Source organism: Pseudomonas sp. MYb185 (genome assembly GCF_002979975.1).
Classification (GTDB): Bacteria; Pseudomonadota; Gammaproteobacteria; order Pseudomonadales; family Pseudomonadaceae; genus Halopseudomonas.
Genome location: NZ_PCQD01000003.1, coordinates 38,482 through 60,024, shown reverse-complemented (window position 1 = coordinate 60,024; position 21,543 = coordinate 38,482). Strand labels below are relative to the sequence as shown.

Here is a 21,543-nt window from a genome sequence, read left to right as displayed (position 1 = left end):
ATGAACACGCAGCTACCCGTCGTCTGCCTAATCTGGAGGGTTTTACATGTCCCACTCTGCAACCCGGTCGCTGCCTGCCGCGCTTTTCAGAACCTCGATGGACCCTGCTGCCCTCAGTGATACAGGGAGGGCTGCCCCATGCGGTTGATCAATATCAGACCCGGCAAGCCGGTGCGCTTGTCGCTGCTGCTTCTGCCATTCCTGCTGCTGGCGCTGATTTACCTGTCCTATTCGGCCAAGCGGCTGGAAGCCAATCCGAATGACAAACTGTTGCCCAGCCCCTCGCAGATGGTGGAGGCGATCGATCGGCTGGCCTTCCAGCCTGATCGGCGCAGTGGTGACTACCTGTTCTGGCAGGATACCGCGTCCAGTCTCAAACGCATCTCCATCGGCCTGGGCATCAGCGCCTTGCTTGCCCTGTGTCTGGGCCTGACCACCGGCACCCTGCCACTGTTCAGTGCACCGCTGTCGCCGCTGCTGGCGGTGTTATCCATGGTGCCGTCACTGGCCCTGCTACCGATCCTGTTCATCGTGTTTGGCCTCGGCGAGCTATCCAAGATAGTGCTCATCGTCATTGGCATCACCCCGCTCATTGCCCGGGACCTTGAACAGCGGGCACGGGAAATCCCCACCGAGCTGCTGGTAAAGGCGCAGACCCTGGGCGCCAATACCTGGACGCTGATCCTGCGCGTGGTGCTGCCACAACTGATGCCACGCCTGCTTATCAGCCTGCGTCTGGTGCTGGGATCGGCCTGGCTGTTCCTGATTGCCGCCGAAGCCATCGCCTCTACCGACGGTCTCGGCTACCGCATCTTTCTGGGGCGCCGCTACATGTCGATGGACGTGATTCTTCCCTATGTCGCCTGGATCACCCTGCTGGCCTGGTCGATGGATTACGGCCTGCGTCAGCTGACCCGGTTGGCTTTCCCCTGGTACGAAGGAGCCAAATGATGACCGATACCAGTCCTCTCGAGACCGCCGCTCCCGCCGTGCCGTTCATACAGGTGAAGAATGTCTGGCAGGAATACGGTGATCAGGTGGTCCTCGAACAGCTCAACCTGGACATCAACGAAGGGGAGTTCTGCACCCTGGTGGGTGCCTCCGGCTGCGGGAAGTCGACCTTCCTGCGCATATTGCTCGGCCAGGAACGCCCGAGCCGGGGCGAAATCCTGCTGGACGGCCAGCCACTAGCGCACGAGCCGGATGCCAGCCGCGGCGTGGTCTTCCAGCGTTACTCGGTACTGCCCCATCTCTCGGTACTGAACAATGTGGCGCTGGGGCTGGCGCTGTCGCGCTCCCCGGTACTTGGCCGCCTGTTCGGTCGTGCCCGCCGCGACGCCAACGAGCAGGCCGCCGCGATCCTGCAGAAAGTCGGGCTTGGCCAGTCCCTGAACAAGTACCCGGCGCAACTCTCCGGCGGCATGCAGCAACGGCTGGCCATCGCCCAGGCATTGATCATGAAGCCCCGGGTGCTGCTGCTCGACGAACCGTTTGGCGCCCTGGATCCAGGCATCCGCAAGGACATGCATGCGCTGCTGCTGGAGCTGTGGCAGGAAACCACGCTGACCGTGTTCATGGTCACCCACGATCTGTCCGAAGGCTTCACCCTGGGTACCCGGCTAATGGTATTCGACAAGCCGCGGATCGACCCCGACGCGCCGAACGCCTATGGCGCCCGTGTTACCTACGACATCGCGCTCAACAGCGACCGGCAGTTGAATCGGGCCGCTATCGAGGCATTACCCAAACACATCGCCGGCGACCAGACTGCCGCGTAAGGAGCTGACCATGAATGCCGATCTGGCGCTGCGTTCCACCCTGTACGAAGAAACCGTCCCTGGTGGCGGACACACCTCCTTCGTACTCAAGCGCGGCCAATTGCTACGGATCACCGATATCGAGGGCGGGGCCAATGTCAGCCTGATGCTGCTCAATGCCAACGAGAAAAGCGAGCGGCTGAGTCTGCCCGACACCCTCAAGGGCCAGCATACCGCCCGGCTCACCGCCGGCCACTGCCTGTATTCGGACATGGGCCGCGTGCTGGCTGCGATCACCGCCGATACCTGCGGCTGGCATGACAGCTTAGGTGGCGTGCTCAATGCCCGGGAGGTCGAGGAAAAGTATGGCCAAGGCCGCTATCAGGAGCTGCGTAACGGCTTCCATCGCAACGGCCATGACAACCTGCTGGTGGAAATGGGCAAGTGGAATCTGAATCAGCAGGACCTGCTGATGACTCTCAACCTGTTCAGCCGGGTCAGCGTCGATGCCGAGGGGAGCTTCCAGTTCGAGTCGGGTAACTCCAGTGCCAACGATTACATCGAGTTGTATGCCCCGATGGACACGCTGGTGGTCCTGACCGCCCTGCAGCACCCGATGGACCCGAATCCGCAGTACGCGCCGAAGCCGGTGCTGTTGACCTGGCAGCAGGTCGCCAGTGACGGTATTACCGTCCTGTGCCGCACCGCGCGGCCGGAAAACGGCCGCGGTTTCCACAACACCGAACGACTGTATATCTGAGGGCTGCCAGGATGATACTGACGCAAAGCCAGAAACAGCCGGAAGCAGCCAGCTTTCGTGCAACCATTCCCGCTGGAGAACCCTACCTGTTCGAGATCAGGGCCGGACAGACATTGCGCCTGCTCGACCTGGAGGGCAACCAGGCGGTGGACACGCTGTTCTTCAGCGCCGCCAATCCGCGCGAGCGTTTCGACCCGCAACGCACCCTGCGCCAGCAGAATCGGGTCTACCTCAGCACCGGTACGGTGCTGTATTCCAATCTCGGCAATCCACTGCTGACCATCGTCGCGGATACCTGCGGCCGGCACGACACGCTGGGCGGCGCCTGTGCGCAGGAGAGCAATACGGTGCGTTATGCGCTGGACAAGCGCTACATGCACAGCTGCCGGGACAACTTCCTGCGTGCCGCCCTCGGTGACGGCCGCCTGGACAAGCGCGACATCGGCGCCAACATCAACTTCTTCATGAATGTGCCGGTGACGCCCGAGGGTGGACTGACATTCGAGGATGGCATCTCCGCCCCGGGAAAATATGTCGAGCTGCTGGCGCACATGGACATCATCGTGCTGATTTCCAACTGCCCGCAATTGAACAACCCCTGCAACGCCTACAACCCGACCCCGGCCGAAGTCCTGGTGTGGGACTGAGTCGGCACTCTCCCTTGTGTAACCACCAGCCACGGACGACCGTGGCGCAGACGAAAAAAGCGGGACGGCCCGCCAACCCTGTCGAGGGAAAACTGCCATGTTCGACAAACTGCTGATCGCCAACCGTGGTGCCATTGCCTGCCGCATCCTGCGCACACTGCGCACGCTCGATGTCGGAAGCGTCGCCGTGTATGCCGACGCCGATGCCACCAGTCTGCATATATCCCAGGCGGACGAGGCATACGGTCTCGGTGAAGGAGCGGCGAGCCAGACCTATCTGGCAGTAGACAAGATCCTGGATATCGCCCGCACCACCGGCGCCGGAGCCATTCACCCGGGCTACGGCTTTCTGTCCGAGAATGCCGCCTTTGCCGAAGCCTGCGAAGCGGCCGGGATTGCCTTCGTCGGCCCCACGCCCGAACAGCTGCGACTGTTCGGCCTGAAGCACACCGCGCGTGCCCTGGCCAGGGAACATGGCATCCCGATGCTGGAAGGCACCGGCTTGCTGGAGAATATCGACGCCGCACTGCAGGCCGGCGAACAGGTCGGCTACCCGGTGATGCTCAAGAGCACCGCTGGCGGCGGCGGGATCGGCATGCGTGTCTGCAACAGCGCGCAGGAGCTGGCCGATGCGTTCGAGGCGGTCAAGCGGTTGGGGCAGAACAACTTCAGCGATTCAGGCGTATTCATCGAAAAATACATACAGCGCGCCCGTCACCTTGAAGTCCAGGTATTCGGCGACGGCAACGGTGAAGTGCTGGCGTTGGGCGTGCGCGATTGCTCGGTGCAGCGGCGCAATCAGAAGGTGCTGGAGGAGACGCCGGCACCCAACCTGCCGACCGGCATGGCCGAGGCACTCTGCGCCGCTGCAATCAAGCTGACCAGGGCGGTGCGGTACCGCAGCGCCGGGACCGTGGAATTCGTTTACGACAGCGAGGCCGAGCAGTTCTATTTTCTGGAAGTGAATACCCGTCTGCAGGTAGAGCACGGCGTAACCGAACAGGTCTGGGGCGTGGATCTGGTGCGCTGGATGGTCGAGCTTGCCGCCGGAGAGCTGCCGCCCCTGACCGAACTGGCCGCGGCGCTCGCCCCCCAGGGGCATGCGATTCAGGCGCGCGTCTATGCAGAGGACCCGGGCCGCGACTTCCAACCGAGTCCGGGCCTGCTGACGGCAGTGGCGTTCCCCCCGGCTGACGGCAAACAGCTGCGCATCGATACCTGGGTCGAAAGCGGGTGCGAGATACCGGCCTGGTTCGATCCGATGATTGCCAAGGTCATCAGCTGGGCGCCAGACCGGGAAGCCGCCAGACAGGCACTGGGCGAAGCGCTGCAGGAGACCCTGCTGTACGGCGTGGAATGCAATCGCGACTACCTGCGGCAGATTCTCCATGCCACCCCCTTCGCCAGCGGTGAACCCTGGACCCGTTGCCTGGAGCAGATGGTCTATCGGGCAGACACGGTCGAGGTGCTGAGTGCGGGTACGCAGAGCACCGTGCAGGATTTTCCTGGTCGCCTGGGTTACTGGGCTGTGGGCGTGCCACCCTCTGGTCCAATGGACAGCCGTGCGCTGCGCCTGGGCAACCGCTTGCTTGGCAATCCCGAGGGCGCGGCGGCCGTGGAAATCACCATGAGCGGGCCTGTGCTGCGGTTCAATACCGATGCGGTGGTTGCGGTGACCGGCGCCGTCATCGGGTTGAAGATCGACGAGGTCGAGCAGCCGATGGCGACTGCCATTCTGGTCAAGGCCGGCAGCACACTCAGCTGCGGCAGCATTGCCGGCGCTGGCGCGCGGAGTTACCTGTGTGTGCGGGGAGGGGTGGTGGTGCCGGATTATCTCGGCAGCAAGAGCACCTTTACCCTTGGTCAGTTCGGCGGCCACGGTGGCCGTGCCCTGCGCGCCGGGGATGTACTGCATCTGCCCCGGCTGGAGGACGCCAGCCATGGCGCGAGCCTGTTGCCGGCGCAATACAGTGATCTGGCCGAGGTGCGCGAGATCCGGGTGATCTATGGGCCGCACGGCGCGCCGGAATACTTTACCGAGGGCTATATCCAGACCTTCTTCGCTACCGACTGGGAGGTGCACTTCAACTCCAGCCGCACGGGTGTCCGGCTGATCGGGCCAAAACCCGAATGGGTGCGTGACAGCGGCGGCGAAGCCGGGCTGCACCCCTCCAACATCCATGACAACCCCTACGCCATCGGTGCCGTGGACTTCACCGGTGACATGCCGGTGATTCTCGGCCCGGATGGCCCGAGCCTGGGTGGTTTCGTCTGTCCGGTGACCATCATCGAGGCCGACCTCTGGCAGCTCGGCCAGCTCAAGGCCGGTGACAGGGTGCGCTTTGTCGCTGTCGAGATCGATACTGCCCGCCAGCTGGCGCAGGCGCTCAACCAGGAATGCGCCAGCCTGGTCGCGCCTGCGGTACCGGTCTCAGTGAAACCGGTGGTGCCGACACTGACTTCGCCGATCGTGCTCGATATCGGCGAGGCCGACAAGCGCCTGGTGGCGCGCCTGTCGGGGGATACTCACCTATTGCTGGAGATAGGTGCGGCGGAGCTCGACCTGGTGCTGCGATTCCGTGGGCATGCGCTGATGCAGGCCCTGGAGAACGAAGGCCTGGCGGGTGTCATTGACCTCACCCCGGGCATCCGCTCGCTGCAGGTGCACTATCAACCGGAAAGGCTGCCGCTGGCGACGCTGCTGGATAGCATCACCGCTCTCTGGGATCGGGTGTGCGCCACCAGCGACCTCAAGGTGCCGTCGCGTATCGTTCATCTGCCCCTGTCGTGGGACGATCCTGCCTGCCAGCTGGCGATCGAGAAATACATGACCACGGTGCGCAGGGACGCCCCCTGGTGCCCCAGCAACCTGGAGTTCATCCGCCGCATCAACGACCTGCCGAACCTGGATGAGGTACAGCGCACGGTCTTCGCCGCCAGCTATCTGGTGATGGGGCTGGGCGATGTCTATCTCGGTGCGCCAGTGGCAACCCCACTGGACCCGCGGCACCGCCTGGTGACCACCAAGTACAACCCGGCGCGCACCTGGACCGCGGAGAACTCGGTGGGCATCGGCGGCGCCTACATGTGTGTATACGGTATGGAAGGCCCCGGGGGCTACCAGTTCGTCGGTCGTACCCTGCAGATGTGGAACCGCTACCGCGATGTCGCGGCCTTTGCCGGCAAGCCCTGGCTGTTACGCTTCTTCGACCAGATCCGCTTCTACCCGGTCTCGGCCGAAGAACTGCTGCGCATCCGGCGCGACTTCCCGCTGGGCCGGTTCGAGCTGGCCATCGAGCAGAGCGAGTTGTGCCTGGCGGATTACCAGGCCTTCCTCGAACGCGAGGCGGAAGGCATTGCCAGCTTCCGCCATCAGCAACGCGCTGCCTTCGCCGCCGAGCGCCAGCGCTGGATCGAGTCCGGCCAGGCGAACTACGAAAGCGAGGAAGCGGCACCCGAGCAGAGCGAGGACAAGCCGCTGGCGAGCGGGCAGTACAGCATCGAAAGCCATATCGCCGGGAATCTCTGGCAGGTTCAGGTACAAGCCGGCGCGCAGGTCGAGGCGGGGGATGTGCTGGTCATCCTCGAGTCGATGAAGATGGAAATTCCGCTGACCGCACCCTGTGCCGGCGTGGTGCGCGAGGTGCATGTGCAACCGGGCTCGCCGGTTCGCGCTGGTCAGCGGGTGGTGGTGCTGGAGCAGGCCTGAGCCGCTTTCAAACACATCCCCATGCCAGCAGGCTGATTCCACTGCGCTTTCAAGCGTGTGTGCTGTGTTTTCGGAGCCTGCCTCCGGATTAATCTGAGTCCGTAGTGATACGGTGTATCGACCTGGATGCACATCCAGACACCATAGGTTGTGCTAAACTCTGCACGAAGCGGACGATTCATTCGTTTCGTGCGTTTCGTCCGAAGCGCATGGTTTTATAATGTTGGGGTTTAGTGGGAGACGATGGCCATGAACCTAATGACAGCGAACGAAGCAAAAGCTCGGTTTGGTGAGGTGTTGCTGAAGGCTCAGCGAGAGCCGGTACACATCAGCAAGCATGGCAAGCCGGTGGCAGTACTGGTTGCAGCTGAGGACTATGTCAGCAGTGAGGAATTGAAGCTGGAGCTGCTACAGCTGAGAGCGGAGCGCGCCAAGGAGCAGATTGCGGCTGGAGAGACAATTGATGGCGGGGAGTTCTTTGATCAGTTGCTGCAGGGAAGCGATGACTGATGGCGTTTGGCTTTCGTTTAACACGTGATGCACAACAAGACCTGAAGGCTATCCGCCGTTATACAGTGAATACCTGGGGGCAGGAGCAATCCAGAAAGTACCTGCAGGGCGCGAGGGAAGCCATGGAGCTATTAGCCGAGTTTCCCGGTCAGGGGTTGGTCAGGCTGGATGTGGGTGAAGGGGTGTTCAGTTTTCCGTATGGTAGTCACATGCTCTACTACCGGTTGGAAAAGAAGCAGCTAGTGATATTTGCTATGCTGCATCAGCGGATGGTGCCAACGGAGCATCTGCAGGGGCGCTGAAAATGTTGTGCCTTCATGCCAGTCTGCAAACAGGTCATCCACGCTGCGAATGGAGTCGTGCTTGGCCCGTGGTTTTGCGACAAGAGGATCGATGCCTTCACGGTGTTGCTTCATCTTGAGTGCAGCCTCCAATAAGCCCGACCGGCTTTAGGCACTACCAGATAAAGACCTCCACCATCTGCAAAGCTCCCAGGCGGGTCCTTGGGTTATGGTCGCGTGTGGACGGTTGTGGGGACTACTCGATATTCTGCACCTGCTCCCTCATCTGCTCGATATACACCTTCAGATCCACCGCCGCCTGGGTGCTGCGTACATCGATGGCCTTGGAGCCCAGGGTGTTGGCCTCGCGGTTGAATTCCTGCATGAGGAAATCCAGGCGCCGGCCCATGGCGGCGTTGCTGGTGAGCACGTTGCGGGTTTCGCTGATGTGGGTGGTGAGGCGGTCGAGCTCTTCGGCGACGTCGATCTTCTGTGCCAGCATCACCAGTTCCTGTTCCAGGCGGGTATTGTCCAGTTCCAGTCTGGCTTCATTGAAGCGGTCGATGAGCTTCTGCCGGTGGGCGTCCAGCAGGGTCGGCATCATCTCGCGCAGGGTGGCGACCCGTTCGGCCATGTTGTCCAGACGCTCCTCGATCAGGGCGCGCAATTCGGCACCTTCCCGGGCGCGGCTTTCCTTGAGCTGCTCCAACGCCTGATTGAACAGCTGGTCGGCCTGTTTGACCAGCTGTGACTGTTCCTGCTCGGCGCCGGTCAGTACGCCGGGCCAGGCCAGCAGTTCCAGCGGGTTGATCGGCGCCGGGCTGGGGAGCTGGCTGCCGATCTGCCCGGCGGCGGCAATCAGTTGCGCGACCAGCGGCTGGTTCAGGCTCAGGCCCTGGCTGGTATCGGTGGTAGGGTTGAAGCGCAGGGTGCATTCGACCTTGCCACGCGCCAGCTGTTTACGCAGGCGTTCGCGCAGTGGGCCTTCCAGTTCGCGGAAGGCTTCGGGCAGGCGCAGGGTGGCTTCCAGGTAACGATGGTTGACCGAGCGCAGTTCCCACGCCAGGTTGCCCTGGTCGGTGCTGAGTTCGCTGCGGGCGAAAGCCGTCATGCTGTAAACCATCGATAAACCCCTTACTCTCTGAATGTGTCTTTTTATCAGGCGGGCATTGTACTCCGTCCACTGATGCGGGGGTACAGTGGCTGTTGTTAGCCATGACGGGCCCGTATAATCGCGGCTCACACATGCAGTACAAGGATCTTGAAAATGAAACGACCCAGCGGCCGCGCAGCAGCCCAGATGCGTCAGGTAACCCTGACCCGCCATTACACCCGGCATGCCGAAGGTTCGGTGCTGGTCGAATTCGGTGATACCAAGGTCATCTGTACCGCCAGTGTCGAGGCCGGCGTACCACGTTTTCTGCGCGGCACCGGGCAGGGCTGGATCACTGCCGAGTACGGCATGCTGCCCCGGGCGACCGGTGAGCGCATGCAGCGTGAGGCGAGCAAGGGCAAGCAGGGCGGTCGCACCCTGGAAATCCAGCGGCTGATCGGCCGTTCGCTGCGCGCGGCGGTGGATCTGAAAAGCCTGGGCGAGAACACCATCTATATCGACTGCGATGTGATTCAGGCCGACGGCGGCACGCGCACGGCGTCCATCACCGGCGCCTGTGTGGCTCTGGTGGATGCCTTGCGGGCGATGAAGCAGCGCGGTGCGATCAAGAAAATGCCTGCGGTACAGATGATCGCCGCGATCTCGGTCGGTATTTACCAGGGCGTGCCGGTGCTGGATCTGGATTACCCGGAAGACTCCGCGGCCGGTACCGACCTGAACGTGGTGATGACCGACCAGGGCGGCTTTATCGAGGTGCAGGGCACCGCCGAGGCAGCGCCCTTTACCCCAGAGGAGCTGACGGCGATGCTGGAGCTGGCGCGCAACGGCATCACTGACCTGTTCGCGCAACAGTTGGCTGCACTGGAAGACTGAGTTCCCGTTGTTCGGCTATTCTCAACAGGACCAACAACATGAGGAGTGCAGGATATGGTGGACATTGATCAATCCCGCATCGAGGTGACAGAGCCTGATCGTGACGCACGGATGTGGGCGATGATCGCGCATCTGGCGGGATTCCTGGGGTATTTCCTGCCGGTGATCGGCAGCCTGATCGGTCCGCTGATCATCTGGCAGCTGAAGAAGGATCTGCATCCCTATGTGGATGAGCAGGGCAAGGAAGCACTCAACTTCCAGATTACCGTGCTGATTGCCGCACTGGTCTGCCTGTTGCTGATGCTGGTGGCGATCGGCTTCGTGTTGATCGGGGTGGTTGTGGTCGGCGCCGTGGTGCTGATGATCATCGCTGCCATCAAGGCCAATGAAGGGGTGCCCTACCGTTATCCGTTCTGCTTGCGGCTGATCAAGTAACTCCGGGCTGGCTGCCCTTGGGTAGCCAGCCTCCTGCTCCATACTCCCCCGGTTACCCTCTGCATGCTGCTGCCACGCAGGGCAGTGTCGTGTGCGTGATTGAATAAAGCCTTCTGCGCCGATTGACGTTGGCGTGAGGAGCGGCTACCTTCTTATAGTAAATGCTAATCATTCTTATTTAAGAAGGTGATTTGCCGGGTCGTGCCCTCGGCAGTTCACCCAGGCGAGAGGGGCTCAGCATGCTCGGGTTCGATGATCTGTCAGACGAAACGTCACTCAGTCCACGGCTGGCTGCGGTGTGCCGGCAGTACGCCGAGCTGGCTGTCCTGGGCTGTGACGATGAACAGTGGAGCTATGAGCGGCTGGCCGGACGTGCGGCGCATATCGCTCAGCAACTGGCCGGGTGCGGCATGCGGGCCGGGGACCGGGTGGGGTTGTACCTGGATCGCTCGCCTGAGCTGCTGGCAGCAGTGCTCGCCTGCATCCGCGCCGGACTCTGTTTCGTGCCATTGGAACCGGAGCTGCCGCTGTCGCGATTGAACAGGGCAGCGCGGCAGGCGCGGGTGCGTCTGGTCCTGGCGACCACACCGTTGCATCGCGTCTTTGCCATGCCGGTGCATGTCCTGCGGCCGGGGTGGTGCGCACCGCAGGGCTGGCCTGAACAGGACGATGACCTGCCGGCCTGCCTGCTGTTGCGCCATGAAGGGGATGAACAGCGGCAGGGCAGGGTGATTGCGCGCGGGGCACTGGCCCTGTTTCTGCAGGAAACCTGCGAGCGTATCGAGGCCTGCACCGGCAGCCGCTGGCTGTTCACGACGGTCCTCGACGATACCGCTGCGCTGCTCGAGATGCTCGGGCCGCTGTGGGTCGGGGGCTATCTGGAGATTGCCCCCGCGCGCCTGCATCGTGAGCCGCAAGCCCTGGCGGCGCTGCTGCGGCGGCGACCGGATATCAATACCTTGCAGGGTGATGGGCCGTTCTGGCGTCGGTTGCTCGGGGCCGGCTGGTGTGGTCACCGCGGAATGCTGGCGCTGTGCAGCGATGCGCAACTGGATGGCGCGCTGGACGAGCAACGCCGGCGTTGCGGCTTTCGTATCGAGTTGATGGATTTACCAACCGACCTGAGCTACCCAGCAGCCTGGCTGCCGAGCTACGGCACTCCGGCCGGCGCCAGCCGGGTGGGTTATGTGGACATGGTCGCAGCGGGCCACCCCCGCGTCCTGCTGCGCCGACCGCTGTCGCCAGCGGTCGCGCCCGGCTAGCCGATCTTTCCGGGATGTAGCGCCCCGGTCCGCGTTCGGGCGCTGCGCCAAGCGGTCTGCCACAGCCCCGGCCCTGTCGTCGCGCAGGGGCGCGACAACCCGACGTCACCCGATAACCTGCCTGCTGTCAGTGGCCTCGCCCGGCTAGCCGGCTGCGGCATCGTGCTGTTTGGGGTGTAGCGCCCCGGTCCGCGTTCGGGCGCTACGCCAAGCGGTCTGCCGCAGCTCCGGCCCTGCATCGCGCAGGGGCGCGACAACCCGACGTCACCCGATAACCTGCCTGCTGTCAGTGGCCTCGCCCGGCTAGCCGGCTGCGGCATCGTGCTGTTTGGGGTGTAGCGCCCCGGTCCGCGTTCGGGCGCTACGCCAAGCGGCCTGCCGCAGCCCCGGCCCTGTCGTCGCGCAGGGGCGCGACAACCCGACGTCACTGGTTGGCTTTGGCAACCTGCGCCTGGTCGCCGAGGATCAGTATTTCTATATCCTCGATGACCTGCTCTGCCGCCAGCGGGCCAAAGGAGGAAGTCCATACGGAGCCATCCACTGCATGGTAATGGCCGCTCTTGATGGCGCCGAGCTGTTGATACATGGGTGTTTTCTCGGCCTGGCGCAGGGCATCCACGGCCTCGCCGACCGGCGCCAGGGTACCGATTACCATCCAGTCTCCATCGAGCACGTCCAGTGATTCCAGGCTCAACGGCATGGAGTGGGTCGGGCCGGGTTGCTGCTGCTGGGGTGGCCGGACCAGGCCAAGGTCCTTGGCAATGGTGCTGGCGAAGGAGTCACGCAGCATGAAGGCCGGCCCCTTGGGGTTCCAGCGCACGATGCTGATGCTCTCGCCCTGATGCTCCTTGAGCCGTTCGCGGCCCTGGGCGGCCCGCTCTTCATAGCGCTCCAGTAATTGCTGGCCCTCGGCTTCCTGGTTGAGGATATTGGCCACCCGCAGGGTGGAGTCCCGCCAGGGTTCGCCCTGGGTGTAGGACACTGCTGTCGGGGCTATCTCGTTCAGAATGGCCAGTTGCTCGGGAGTGACCGGGCCGGTGAGGATCAGATCCGGTTCGAGCTCGAGCAGGGTTTCCAGGTTGGGATTGGCCAGCAGCCCGAGGGAACGGGTCTGTTCGGTGAGCCGCCCCTGCAGATAGCGTGGCGGTGCGGTCTGGCCGCGACCGTCGGTGGTGCCCACCGGAGTGATCCCCAGCGCCAGCGCTACGTCCAGATCCACCTCGCTGAGGGTGACGATACGTTGCGGCTGGTCCGGGACCATGATCTGGTTGCCCATGGCGTCTTCGACCTGGCGCGCCTCGGCCAGTGCGCCGAGGCTGGCGAGACCGGCCAGCAGGAATAGCGCATAGCGCCAGGTGGTTGCTTTGATCATTGGGCGATCCTGTGCAATGTGGGTTGGGAAGAAGCGACCATGGTACTCCATGATGATATTGGTAACCATTATCATTATGGGGCATTTTGTCTCACCTTGTATCGTCCGGCGCTAGCTGGCCTTGGCTGCGCTGTCCGCTGAGAGAGGCCGTCGTCGCGGCACGATCACCGGTGCGCCGTCACCCGGCGCGGCGAGAATGTCCACGCTGGTACTGTAGAGGCGGTCGACTAGATCCTTGGTGATCACCTCCCGGGCCGGGCCCATGGCGGCGATGCGGCCGGCATCCAGGGCGATCAGTTCATCGCAGTAGCGCGCTGCCATGCCCAGATCATGGATGACCAGCAATACCGTGCGGTTCTCGCCGGTGATCTGGCGGATGGACTCCATCACCTCGGTTTGCAGGCCGATATCCAGCGCGCTGGTGGGTTCGTCGAGCAGGATCAGGTCGGTATTCTGCGCCAGAACCATGCCCAGCCAGGCACGTTGTGCCTGGCCACCGGACAGCGACGAGGCGATGCGCTGCCAGATCGGGCCGAGCTGCATCAGCTCGCGCGCCCGGGCCACCTGGCGGGCATCCTCGTCACTCCACTGGCTGAACCAGCCCTGATGCGGGTGGCGACCATATTGCACCAGTTGTTCGACGCGGATGCCATCGGCCATCACCGGACGCTGCGGCAGAAAGGCCAACTGGCGGGCCAGGGACTTGGTGGAGAAGCTGCCCAGCGGCTGACCATGGATATCCACCTCGCCCTGTTGCAGCGGTAACTGGCCGGCCAGCAGCCTGAGCAGGGTGGACTTGCCGCTGCCATTGGGCCCGACGATGCCTACCAGCTTGCCCCTGGGCAGGGTGAAGGAAATGTCGTGCAGGACGCCTTTCTCGTGATAGCCAAATTGCAGATTGCGCGCATGCAGTACTGTCATCAGTCGGACCACTGTCTGTCTTTGATCAGGAGGAAGAGCAGCAGGAAGCCGCCCAGGATGCGGGTCATGATCCCGGTGGGAATCTCATTGGGCTGGGCCAGCACGCGCACCAGGATGTCACTGCCCAGCAGCAACACCGCGCCGCACACCGCCGCCAGCCAGATCGGCGCCAGATTGTCCCGGGCCAGCCAGGAGGCGAGGATCGGTGCGGCCATGGCGATGAACACCACCGGCCCGCCGATGGCGGTGCCCAGTGAGGCGATCAGGATCGCCAGCCCGAGGATGCCCAGCTGGATCGGGGGCACGTTGACGCCCAGGCTGCGCGCTGTGGCATCGCCGAAGCGCAACAGCGCCAGCGGCCGGTTGATCAGGGCCATCGCCGGGCACAGCAGCAACAGGATCAGCACGATGGGATTGATCGCCTGATAGCTGGCATGGGCGAAGTGGCCCATGGTCCAGAAATAGATGCTGGTCAGATGGCTCAGCGGCTGGGTGGACATGGCGAACTCGCCCAGCGCATTGAACAGCTCGGAGATGGCGATGCCGATGACGATGAACAGGTAACCCTGTTCCCCTGGCCGCTGGCACAACACGAACAGCGCCGCGGCGGCCAGTGCCGCGCCCAGCGGTGAGGCCCACCACGGCCAGGCGCCCAGGGTCAGATAGATGGCGAACACGATGACCGCCAGCGAGGCGCCCTCGTTGACCCCGACCATGTCCGGGGTCGCCAGCCGGTTGCGTACCAGGGTCTGGATCAGGCAGCCGGCCATGCCCATGGCCAGCCCCGCCACTATCACCCCGGCGACCCGCGGCAGGCGGATCTTGTACAGCATGATTTCCTGCAGCTTGCTGCCGTTGCCGGTCAGCGTGAGCACCACGTCGCGTACGCCCATGTTGCCGGAGCCGAGGCTGACCGACAGCACGAACATCAGCAGCAGGGCACAGAGCATCAAGAGTGTCATCAGCCAGGTGCGCCGGTGCAGCAGCAGGGTGGCGCGCCCCAGTTGCAGGCGCCAGACACCAGTGGGAAGGACGGTATTCATGGTCATTTCACCGACAGCAGGGAACGGAAGCCGCCGCGCAGCACGATGGCGATCAGGGCCGGCGCGCCGATCACCGCCAGCAGCGTACCGACCGGCATCTCGTAGGGCTGGATTGCCCAGCGTGCCAGAATATCTGCACCCAGCAGAAACAGAATGCCGAACAGTGCGGAGAACAGCATCTGCTTGATCAGTGCCACCGGCTCGACCAGGCGACCGCAGTAGGCGGCCAGAAAGCCGATAAAGCCGATCGGGCCGGCGATCGAAATGGCGCAGGCGGTGAACAGGGTGGAGGCTACCAGTACGCCGATGCGCACCCGGGTGGTCTGGATACCCAGCGCCTTGGCCTGGGCGTCGCCCATCTGCATCAGCGTCAATTGCCGACAGAGCATGACCGCCAGGGCCAGGGCGACCAGCACCACCGGGGTGATCGCGCCGACGGCATCCAGCTCCGAGGCCGACAGCGACCCCAGGTTCCAGAAGCGGAACTGCTCCAGTGCGGTCTGGTTGGCCAGCAGCAGATAGTTGGAGATACCGCCGAATACGGCGCTGAGCGCCACCCCGGCGAGGATCAGTTTCAGCGGGCTGGCCTGGCCCAGCATCAGGCCGATGCCCAGCACCACCAGGTTGCCGAGCAGGGCGCCGGCGCTGGCCCAGACCAGATAACCCCAGGTCGACTCGACACCGAAGAAGATCAGCCCCAGCACCAGCCCCATTACCGCCCCGGCATTGACGCCGAGCAGGCCCGGCTCGGCCAGCGGATTGCGCGTGGCGCTCTGCAGCAGGGTAGCGGCGACCGCCAGGCTGGCGCCGACCACCAGCGCGGCCAGGGTGCGCGGCAGGCGCAGGGTGTTGATCACCATGGCCAGCTTGTCATCGGCCAGCCTGGTCGGGTCGCCGTGCAGATAGCCCAGAACCTCTGTTGCCCCGTAGACCCCGGCGCCGGTGGTCATGGACAACATGAGCAGGACCAGGAGGAACGCCGTACCACCAGCCAGGACGGTCCACTGATAGGTAGGCAGGTTGATCGCGGATTTTGCCATTGCTCTGTAATTGCATCCTCAACCGCACCGATCAAGCCGGTGCTGGCTGCATCACTGATTGTCAGAAAGCTGGCCGGGCCCCGGGAGTGTCAGAGGCGAAGGGGAGGCGTCGGCCCGCTTGGTTTTGGATCGCAGTGCCGGTGCTGGAGGATGCGGCGCAACGCCTGCAGGCCCGGTGACCGGTGGTGGAATTGTTATGATAATGGGAAGCGATATCAGTCGCTATCATACGCCTCCGTGCCACCATTGTCGCCCCCCTGTAGGGGTAGATAATGGTCGGGCGGTGGCTTCTACGGCTGGTTACTCCGTGCCAGGTGGATTGCTTCACCGCTTTGCGGTTCGCAATGACGGGAGGAGTGAGGTGTCCATTGCCCAGGTCTTCTCATCCGTCATTGCGAGCCCGAAGGGCATGGCAATCCATGGGGCGTCAGCGCAGGCGCAGTGGCAGGCTGGTGTAGCCGCTGGAAGGATAGATCGCCAGAGTGGCGGGTTGTTCGGTAAGCAAGCTGAGCTTGCGGCTGTGCTGCAGCAGGCTGCGCATGACGATCACCAGTTCCATGCGGGCCAGGGGCGCGCCGGGGCAGACATGGATGCCTGCGCCATACAGCAGGTTCTGTGCCGGGTCGCGCTCCAGCGAGAAGGTATCCGGCTCGGGAAACACCTGCGGGTCGCGATTGGCGGCGATCCAGTTGAGAGTGATGCGCTGCTCGGCAGCGATCTGGCGCCCGCCGATCTGCACTGGGCAGGTCGTGCGCCGGCGGTTATCCACCAGCGGCCCGTGGATGCGCAGTATTTCATCATTGGCCTGCCACAGCAGCCCGGGGTCGCTGCGCAACTGCTGCTGCACGTTGGGGTGGGCTGCCAGGAACTGCGCGAGGATGCCCACCGAGGCGGCGATGGTGCCGATTTCACCGACCGTCCAGTTGCGCAGGATGCTGGTGATCTCCTGATCATTCAGTGGTCGACCATTGATTCGCTCATGCAGAAGAGCACTGGTCAGGTCATCCCCGGGGGTGGCGTCGGCCCCTCGGCGGACGGCCAGCAATTCGGCGATCAAGGCCTCGAACTCGGCCGCCAGCGTGCCCAGCAAGGTGCGGTCGCGCAGCAGGGTGGCCTGGTTGTTGCGCCTGGCCCAGTCGATCAGCGGCTCCTGCAGGGTCAGTGGCCAGCCCATGAAGGCACACTGGATGCGCAGGGCGAAAGGCTGGGCGAACTCGGCCATCAGTTCGATCTGATCGCGGTGCAGGGCGGTGGTTGCCAGATCCTCGGCGATCTCCCGGCATACCGGCTCGAACAGCGCCATGCGCTCGGCGCTGAAATAGGGCTCGATAATGGCGCGGTAGGCGGTGTGCTGCGGCGGGTCCATGCCATTGGGTACGGAAATATGCCGGGACACCCGGTTGCTGAAGCTGTGGTGATCGAGCAGGACGCGGCTGACATCGGCGTGGCGGAACAGGCTCCACTGGGCATAGTCGCTGTAGGCGACCGGGCATTGTTCGCGCATATGGTCGTAGGCGGCGCGCTGGTCACGCAATACGGCGTCGGATTGGGGAGCCCAATCCTGTTTCGGGGAGTTGGACATAGGCGTTTCCACGGGAATGCCGCACCGGCAGGGCGGGCAGGCTGTTCATATAGGAATGGGTGTTATCAAGTACGGTTCAATTTAGCACGGCAAGGGGTGATCAGTATTTGATCGCTATCAAGAACGCCGGAGAATCAGGGGCAGGGAATCGCGGCGGCAAGCAGGGGCCGCCGCGACAATACGGCGTCAGATGCTCAGCACCCAATCGTAGTCGATGATCACCGGAGCGTGCTCGGAGAAGCGCACCTTGCGCGGGATGCTGGCGTGTTTGACGAAGCGCCGCAGGCCGGGAGTGAGAATCTGATAGTCGAAGCGCAGCCCCAGGTTCAGATCCTGGGCCTGTTCGCTGTCGGGCCACCAGCTGTACAGGTCCGATTCGCGGGTGACTTCACGCAGGGCATCGACATAGCCGAGGCTGCCGAAGATCTCATCCATCCACGCCCGCTCTGGTGCCATGAAGCCCGGCTGGTGCTGGCAGTCGCGCCAGTTCTTCACGTCCAGCTTCAGGTGTGCGGTGTGCAGCGAGCCGCAATAGATGAACTCGCGGCGCTTGCGGCGCTGCTTGTGCAGGTAGGTGGTGAAGTCGTTCATGAACTTGAATTTCTGGTTCAGACTGACGTCACCGTCGCGACCCGATGGCAGCAGCAGGCAACCGATGCTGACCTTGTCGAAATCCGCCTGGATATAGCGACCATAACGATCGGCCAGCTCGAAGCCCAGGCCCATGATGATGGCCTTGGGCGCGGTTTTGGTATAGATGGCCACGCCGCCCTGGCTGGGCACTTCGGCTTCGAAGCAGTATTGCCAGTAGCCTTCGATCCAATAGGGGTCCTGTTCCAGCTCGGGAGCGGTAACACGTATGTCCTGAAGGCAGATGACGTCCGCATCCTGCGTGCGCAGCCAGTCAAACAGCCCCCGGGCCGCAGCGGCCTCGACACCGTTGACATTCAGACTGATGATTCGCATACATGGCTCCCTCAAAAACGTGCGTGTATGATACCCGAGCTGAAGCGGTTTTTGTTAACGACGAGGGTAATAGATGCACGAATATCAGTGGGAATTCATTCGGTTTGCGCTGGACCGGAACGTGTTGCGCTTTGGCGAGTTTACCCTCAAGTCGGGTCGCACCAGTCCCTACTTCTTCAACGCCGGCCTGTTCAATACCGGCAGCGCGCTGGCTCGGCTGGGACGCTACTATGCCCAGGCGCTGATTCACAGCGGCCCGAAGGACGTCGACATGCTCTTCGGCCCGGCCTACAAGGGCATCCCGCTGGCAGCCGCTACCGCTGTTTCCCTGGCTGACAGCTTTGATGTCGATCTGCCATACTGCTTCAATCGCAAGGAGGCCAAGGACCATGGTGAAGGTGGTTCGCTGGTCGGGGCGCCGCTGGAGGGTCGGGTGGTGATCGTCGATGACGTGATCACCGCCGGTACCGCGATCCGCGAGGTGATGCAGATCATCCAGGCCGCCGGGGCCGAAGCGGCGGCGGTGATGGTGGCGCTGGATCGGCAGGAGCGCGGCAAGGGTGAGCTGTCGGCGATCCAGGAAGTCGAGCGTGATTTCGGCATCCCGGTCGTCAGCATCGTCTCGCTGACGCAGATCCTGGCCTTCCTTGAGGATGATGCGCAACTGCGCAAACATCTGCCTGCGGTGCAGGCGTATCGCGAGCAGTACGGCATCTGATCGGGAGGCCGTCAACAGTCAGGACAGGGTGGTCCCGTTATGCAGAAAAGGATTGGATACCAGGCATTGGCAATGCTGCTCGGTGGTGTGGCTATTGGTGCTGACGCTTCCGAGCTGTATCGCTATATCAATGACAAGGGCGTCACGGTGCTGGACCGTAGCGTACCGCCGCAGTATGTCAGCCGCGGCTATGAGGTGCTGGACAGCGATGGCCGGGTCAAGCAGGTGGTGCCGGCCGCGCCGACCCGCGAGGAGCTGGAGGCAGCGCGTGCCGCCGAGCTCGAACAGCGGCGCCGCAACAGTGCCGATGAAACCCTGCTGCGTCTGTATTCCAGCCTGGCGGATCTGGACCGCGCCCATGGCCGGCAGATCCAGCAGATCGAGAACCTGATCGCCACCGCCGACGCCGGCCTGCTGACCCTGCAGGCCCAGCGCGATGATCTGCAGAGTCGCGCCGCCGCGCAGGAGCGTGCCGGCCGCGAGGTGGACCGGCAGTTGCTGCAGCAATTGCAGGAGATCGAGTCGGAACAGCGCCGCCTGCAGCGTCAGATCACCAGCAACCGCAAGGAAATAGATACGGTCAATGGCGCCTTTGCCGAGCGCCGCCAGCGCCTGTCGCAGCTGCTGGCTGACTGATTTCGTTCCACGTATCGCTGAAAGGTGTGCTGAACCTGCGTTGCGCCTGTCGCTGGGAGCAGCTTGACTTGCCTGCCATGGTTATCTTTACACCGGTTTGTTGGGCGCGGCGATCTTATTGTCCTGAGCCAGTCGGGTCGTCTGCGGATCCAGCGCCAGCAGCGCTTCATACTTGCTGAGGAAAACCTGCCCCCCAAGCTGTCGAGAAACTGTGAGCGGCGCAGCTGATCCATCACCGGCCTCTTCACTTCTGACAGGTGTAGCTGGATATGCTCATCCCGCAGCCGTTCGCATATGGCCGGCAGGAACATTGTCCACCACGCTGACACCGGCGTCAGGGTACTGCTGGTGCCGAACAGGGCATACTGCAGCAGGGGCAGCATGCTGGTATAGAGCCCGGAGCATGGCGTAGGCCAGGCTCTGGGGGATCAGCATCAGGGGCACGATGATTACCGTCATTGCATCCTGACCGGAGAGGCTGCGGTTGTAGCGTCGCAGCCAGTGGGTGCAGGGTAGACTGCGGGACAGGCGATCAGTTGTCATCGAACCTTCAAGCCTGGGTCAGGCCCATGAGTCCATGACTCAGGCTGGCGACCCGGTCAAAACCGGTTTCCTGCAGAATGGTCACCGCCAATGCCGAGCGGCGGCCTGAGCGACACAGGGTAACCACCGGCATGTCGCTGGGCACTTCCGCCGTTCGCTCACGCAGCTGGTCGAGAGGAATATGGATATCCACCAGCTTGCTGGAGAGACTGCAGTCGGTCGCTTCTTCATTCAAGCGCACATCCAGCACGGTGACTCTGTCCAGGTGATGTTGCAGCCAATCGGCATCGATCTCCGGCACGCCGCCGTAGGTCATGCGGATGTCCGCCCAGTCGGGAACGGCAGGGACTTTGCCGTCCTCCGGGCAGCCGCTGCGCATGTTGGCCGGTACCGCTTCGTCAATCAGCTTCGGATGGGGCAGGCGCATGGCATGCATGAACTCGATGAAGTCAGTCTCGCTCGCTCCATTACCCACTCGCACATTGAAGGCCTTTTCTTCACCGATGCTGCTCACGGTGCGGCCTTGGTAATCGTGGCCAGGATAGACCAGGCAGGTATCCGGTAGCATGAACAGCTTCTGGGTAAGAGAGTGATACAGCTTCTCGGCACTGCCCTGCTGGAAGTCACTGCGGCCACAGCCGCGGATCAGCAGCGCATCACCGGTGAACACCATTGATGGGTCATCCAGCCTGTAGCTCATGCAGCCGTTGGTGTGCCCGGGGGTGGCAATGGCAAGCAGGGAGATGCCGGCGACGCCGAAGCTCTGGCCATCATCCAATGGCTGGTCAACATGCTCAGCGCCTATGGCCCTGGCCGAGGCAATGCGGCATCCGGTTTTCTGCTTCAGCAGCCAGGCCGCAGTGACATGGTCGGCGTGGGCATGGGTGTCGACCACCAAGACCAGTTTCAGCCCGAGTTCGTTGATCAATGCCAGGTCGCGTCCCGCCTGGCTGAATACCGGGTCAATCAGCAGCGCTTCACGATGTTCTTCATCAGCGAGCAGATAGGTGTAGGTGGATGAAGTGGTATCGAACAGTTGCCGGAAAATCATCTTGTATCCTCGCTGAATATGAATAAGGCATTTTTCAACGCTATCTAATTTAGATTTGTCTTATGCTGTTTGTAAGTCGCCGGCGGAATGGGAAAGCGCGGTACCCGGCTCATCGGTCTGCAGTCACACTATTCCGATCTCCAGTTTCTGGCGATCAGCTGTACCACGCTGGCCATGCCGGTATGCAGGCTGCCTTCGATCACCTCGCGCTCCAATTCCCGGCACAGCAGCAGTTTGCAGCCGGGAAACTCCCCCAGCGAGTTTCTCTGCATCGAGCAGCATATCGGGATCCTTCGGGCCGCCGGTGTTGCGCGAGAGCTGGG

General features: G+C 63.0%; 22 protein-coding genes and 1 pseudogene. 12 read left to right on the top strand and 11 right to left on the bottom strand.

Going from position 1 to position 21,543, the window contains the following annotated elements:
- Positions 1-138 precede the first annotated feature (138 nt).
- The 7 genes from CQ007_RS05195 (at position 139) to CQ007_RS05165 (ending at position 7,685) form a co-directional block, all read left to right on the top strand.
- Positions 139-951, top strand: coding sequence for an ABC transporter permease (locus CQ007_RS05195; RefSeq protein WP_105643875.1), 813 nt, complete (start codon positions 139-141; stop codon positions 949-951).
- Between the two features lie 38 nt (positions 952-989).
- Complete coding sequence (locus tag CQ007_RS05190; RefSeq protein ID WP_105644479.1) at positions 990-1,778, top strand: ABC transporter ATP-binding protein; 789 nt, start codon at positions 990-992, stop codon at positions 1,776-1,778.
- 10 nt (positions 1,779-1,788) lie between these two features.
- On the top strand, positions 1,789-2,517 hold the full coding sequence (locus tag CQ007_RS05185) for an urea amidolyase associated protein UAAP1 (protein WP_105643874.1): 729 nt from the start codon (positions 1,789-1,791) through the stop codon (positions 2,515-2,517).
- 11 nt (positions 2,518-2,528) lie between these two features.
- On the top strand, positions 2,529-3,164 hold the full coding sequence (locus CQ007_RS05180) for an urea amidolyase associated protein UAAP2 (RefSeq protein WP_105643873.1): 636 nt from the start codon (positions 2,529-2,531) through the stop codon (positions 3,162-3,164).
- A 97-nt stretch (positions 3,165-3,261) separates the two neighbouring features.
- Entirely contained in the window at positions 3,262-6,873 is a 3,612-nt protein-coding gene (gene uca / locus CQ007_RS05175) for an urea carboxylase (protein WP_105643872.1), read from the top strand.
- 243 nt (positions 6,874-7,116) lie between these two features.
- Positions 7,117-7,383 carry a type II toxin-antitoxin system Phd/YefM family antitoxin gene (locus CQ007_RS05170; protein WP_256582207.1) on the top strand — a complete coding sequence of 89 codons (267 nt, stop codon included), beginning with the start codon at positions 7,117-7,119 and terminating at the stop codon, positions 7,381-7,383.
- A complete protein-coding gene (locus tag CQ007_RS05165) occupies positions 7,383-7,685 on the top strand; it encodes a type II toxin-antitoxin system RelE/ParE family toxin (RefSeq protein WP_105643871.1) in 303 nt (100 codons plus the stop codon). Before CQ007_RS05170 ends, CQ007_RS05165 begins: the two co-directional genes overlap by 1 nt.
- 235 nt (positions 7,686-7,920) lie before the next feature.
- On the opposite strand, the gene CQ007_RS05160 is transcribed toward CQ007_RS05165, so the two are convergent.
- Positions 7,921-8,787 carry a YicC/YloC family endoribonuclease gene (locus tag CQ007_RS05160; protein ID WP_105643870.1) on the bottom strand — a complete coding sequence of 289 codons (867 nt, stop codon included), beginning with the start codon at positions 8,785-8,787 and terminating at the stop codon, positions 7,921-7,923.
- Positions 8,788-8,931: 144 nt separating this feature from the next.
- Between CQ007_RS05160 and rph the strand changes: the two genes are divergently transcribed.
- The 3 genes from rph (at position 8,932) to CQ007_RS05145 (ending at position 11,348) form a co-directional block, all read left to right on the top strand.
- Positions 8,932-9,651, top strand: coding sequence for a ribonuclease PH (rph, locus tag CQ007_RS05155; protein WP_105643869.1), 720 nt, complete (start codon positions 8,932-8,934; stop codon positions 9,649-9,651).
- Between the two features lie 54 nt (positions 9,652-9,705).
- Positions 9,706-10,086, top strand: a complete 381-nt coding sequence (locus CQ007_RS05150; RefSeq protein ID WP_105643868.1) for a DUF4870 domain-containing protein — start codon at positions 9,706-9,708, stop codon at positions 10,084-10,086.
- A gap of 239 nt (positions 10,087-10,325) precedes the next feature.
- Complete coding sequence (locus tag CQ007_RS05145; protein ID WP_105643867.1) at positions 10,326-11,348, top strand: AMP-binding protein; 1,023 nt, start codon at positions 10,326-10,328, stop codon at positions 11,346-11,348.
- A gap of 424 nt (positions 11,349-11,772) precedes the next feature.
- On the opposite strand, the gene CQ007_RS05140 is transcribed toward CQ007_RS05145, so the two are convergent.
- From CQ007_RS05140 to CQ007_RS05115, 6 genes are all read right to left on the bottom strand, one after another.
- Positions 11,773-12,720 carry an iron-siderophore ABC transporter substrate-binding protein gene (locus tag CQ007_RS05140; RefSeq protein ID WP_105644475.1) on the bottom strand — a complete coding sequence of 316 codons (948 nt, stop codon included), beginning with the start codon at positions 12,718-12,720 and terminating at the stop codon, positions 11,773-11,775.
- Between the two features lie 111 nt (positions 12,721-12,831).
- Positions 12,832-13,641 (bottom strand): ABC transporter ATP-binding protein, encoded by an 810-nt coding sequence (locus tag CQ007_RS05135; protein WP_105643866.1) that lies wholly within the window; start codon positions 13,639-13,641, stop codon positions 12,832-12,834.
- On the bottom strand, positions 13,641-14,684 hold the full coding sequence (locus CQ007_RS05130; RefSeq protein WP_105643865.1) for an iron chelate uptake ABC transporter family permease subunit: 1,044 nt from the start codon (positions 14,682-14,684) through the stop codon (positions 13,641-13,643). Before CQ007_RS05130 ends, CQ007_RS05135 begins: the two co-directional genes overlap by 1 nt.
- A 2-nt stretch (positions 14,685-14,686) precedes the next feature.
- Positions 14,687-15,724 (bottom strand): iron ABC transporter permease, encoded by a 1,038-nt coding sequence (locus CQ007_RS05125; RefSeq protein WP_105643864.1) that lies wholly within the window; start codon positions 15,722-15,724, stop codon positions 14,687-14,689.
- 427 nt (positions 15,725-16,151) lie between these two features.
- Positions 16,152-17,306, bottom strand: a complete 1,155-nt coding sequence (locus CQ007_RS05120; RefSeq protein WP_105643863.1) for a cytochrome P450 — start codon at positions 17,304-17,306, stop codon at positions 16,152-16,154.
- Between the two features lie 186 nt (positions 17,307-17,492).
- Entirely contained in the window at positions 17,493-18,272 is a 780-nt protein-coding gene (locus tag CQ007_RS05115; RefSeq protein ID WP_105643862.1) for an exodeoxyribonuclease III, read from the bottom strand.
- Positions 18,273-18,345: 73 nt separating this feature from the next.
- Here CQ007_RS05115 and pyrE point away from each other — a divergent pair, with 73 nt between their 5' ends.
- Together pyrE and CQ007_RS05105 are read left to right on the top strand one after the other, a co-directional pair.
- Positions 18,346-18,990: an orotate phosphoribosyltransferase gene (gene pyrE, locus CQ007_RS05110; protein ID WP_105643861.1), complete on the top strand. Its 645-nt coding sequence runs from the start codon at positions 18,346-18,348 to the stop codon at positions 18,988-18,990.
- A gap of 39 nt (positions 18,991-19,029) precedes the next feature.
- Positions 19,030-19,626, top strand: coding sequence for a DUF4124 domain-containing protein (locus tag CQ007_RS05105; RefSeq protein ID WP_146114543.1), 597 nt, complete (start codon positions 19,030-19,032; stop codon positions 19,624-19,626).
- Positions 19,627-19,713: 87 nt separating this feature from the next.
- On the opposite strand, the pseudogene CQ007_RS19340 reads toward CQ007_RS05105, so the two are convergent.
- The 4 genes and pseudogenes from CQ007_RS19340 to CQ007_RS19165 form a co-directional block, all read right to left on the bottom strand.
- Positions 19,714-19,931: pseudogene (locus tag CQ007_RS19340) on the bottom strand (sodium-independent anion transporter); the annotation flags it as partial.
- Complete coding sequence (locus CQ007_RS19005) at positions 19,900-20,169, bottom strand: hypothetical protein (protein WP_177424280.1); 270 nt, start codon at positions 20,167-20,169, stop codon at positions 19,900-19,902. The pseudogene CQ007_RS19340 and the gene CQ007_RS19005, both read right to left, overlap by 32 nt.
- Before the next feature lie 7 nt (positions 20,170-20,176).
- Positions 20,177-21,220, bottom strand: a complete 1,044-nt coding sequence (locus CQ007_RS05100; protein WP_105643859.1) for an MBL fold metallo-hydrolase — start codon at positions 21,218-21,220, stop codon at positions 20,177-20,179.
- 128 nt (positions 21,221-21,348) lie between these two features.
- Positions 21,349-21,492, bottom strand: coding sequence for a hypothetical protein (locus tag CQ007_RS19165; protein ID WP_256582205.1), 144 nt, complete (start codon positions 21,490-21,492; stop codon positions 21,349-21,351).
- Positions 21,493-21,543: the final 51 nt, after the last annotated feature.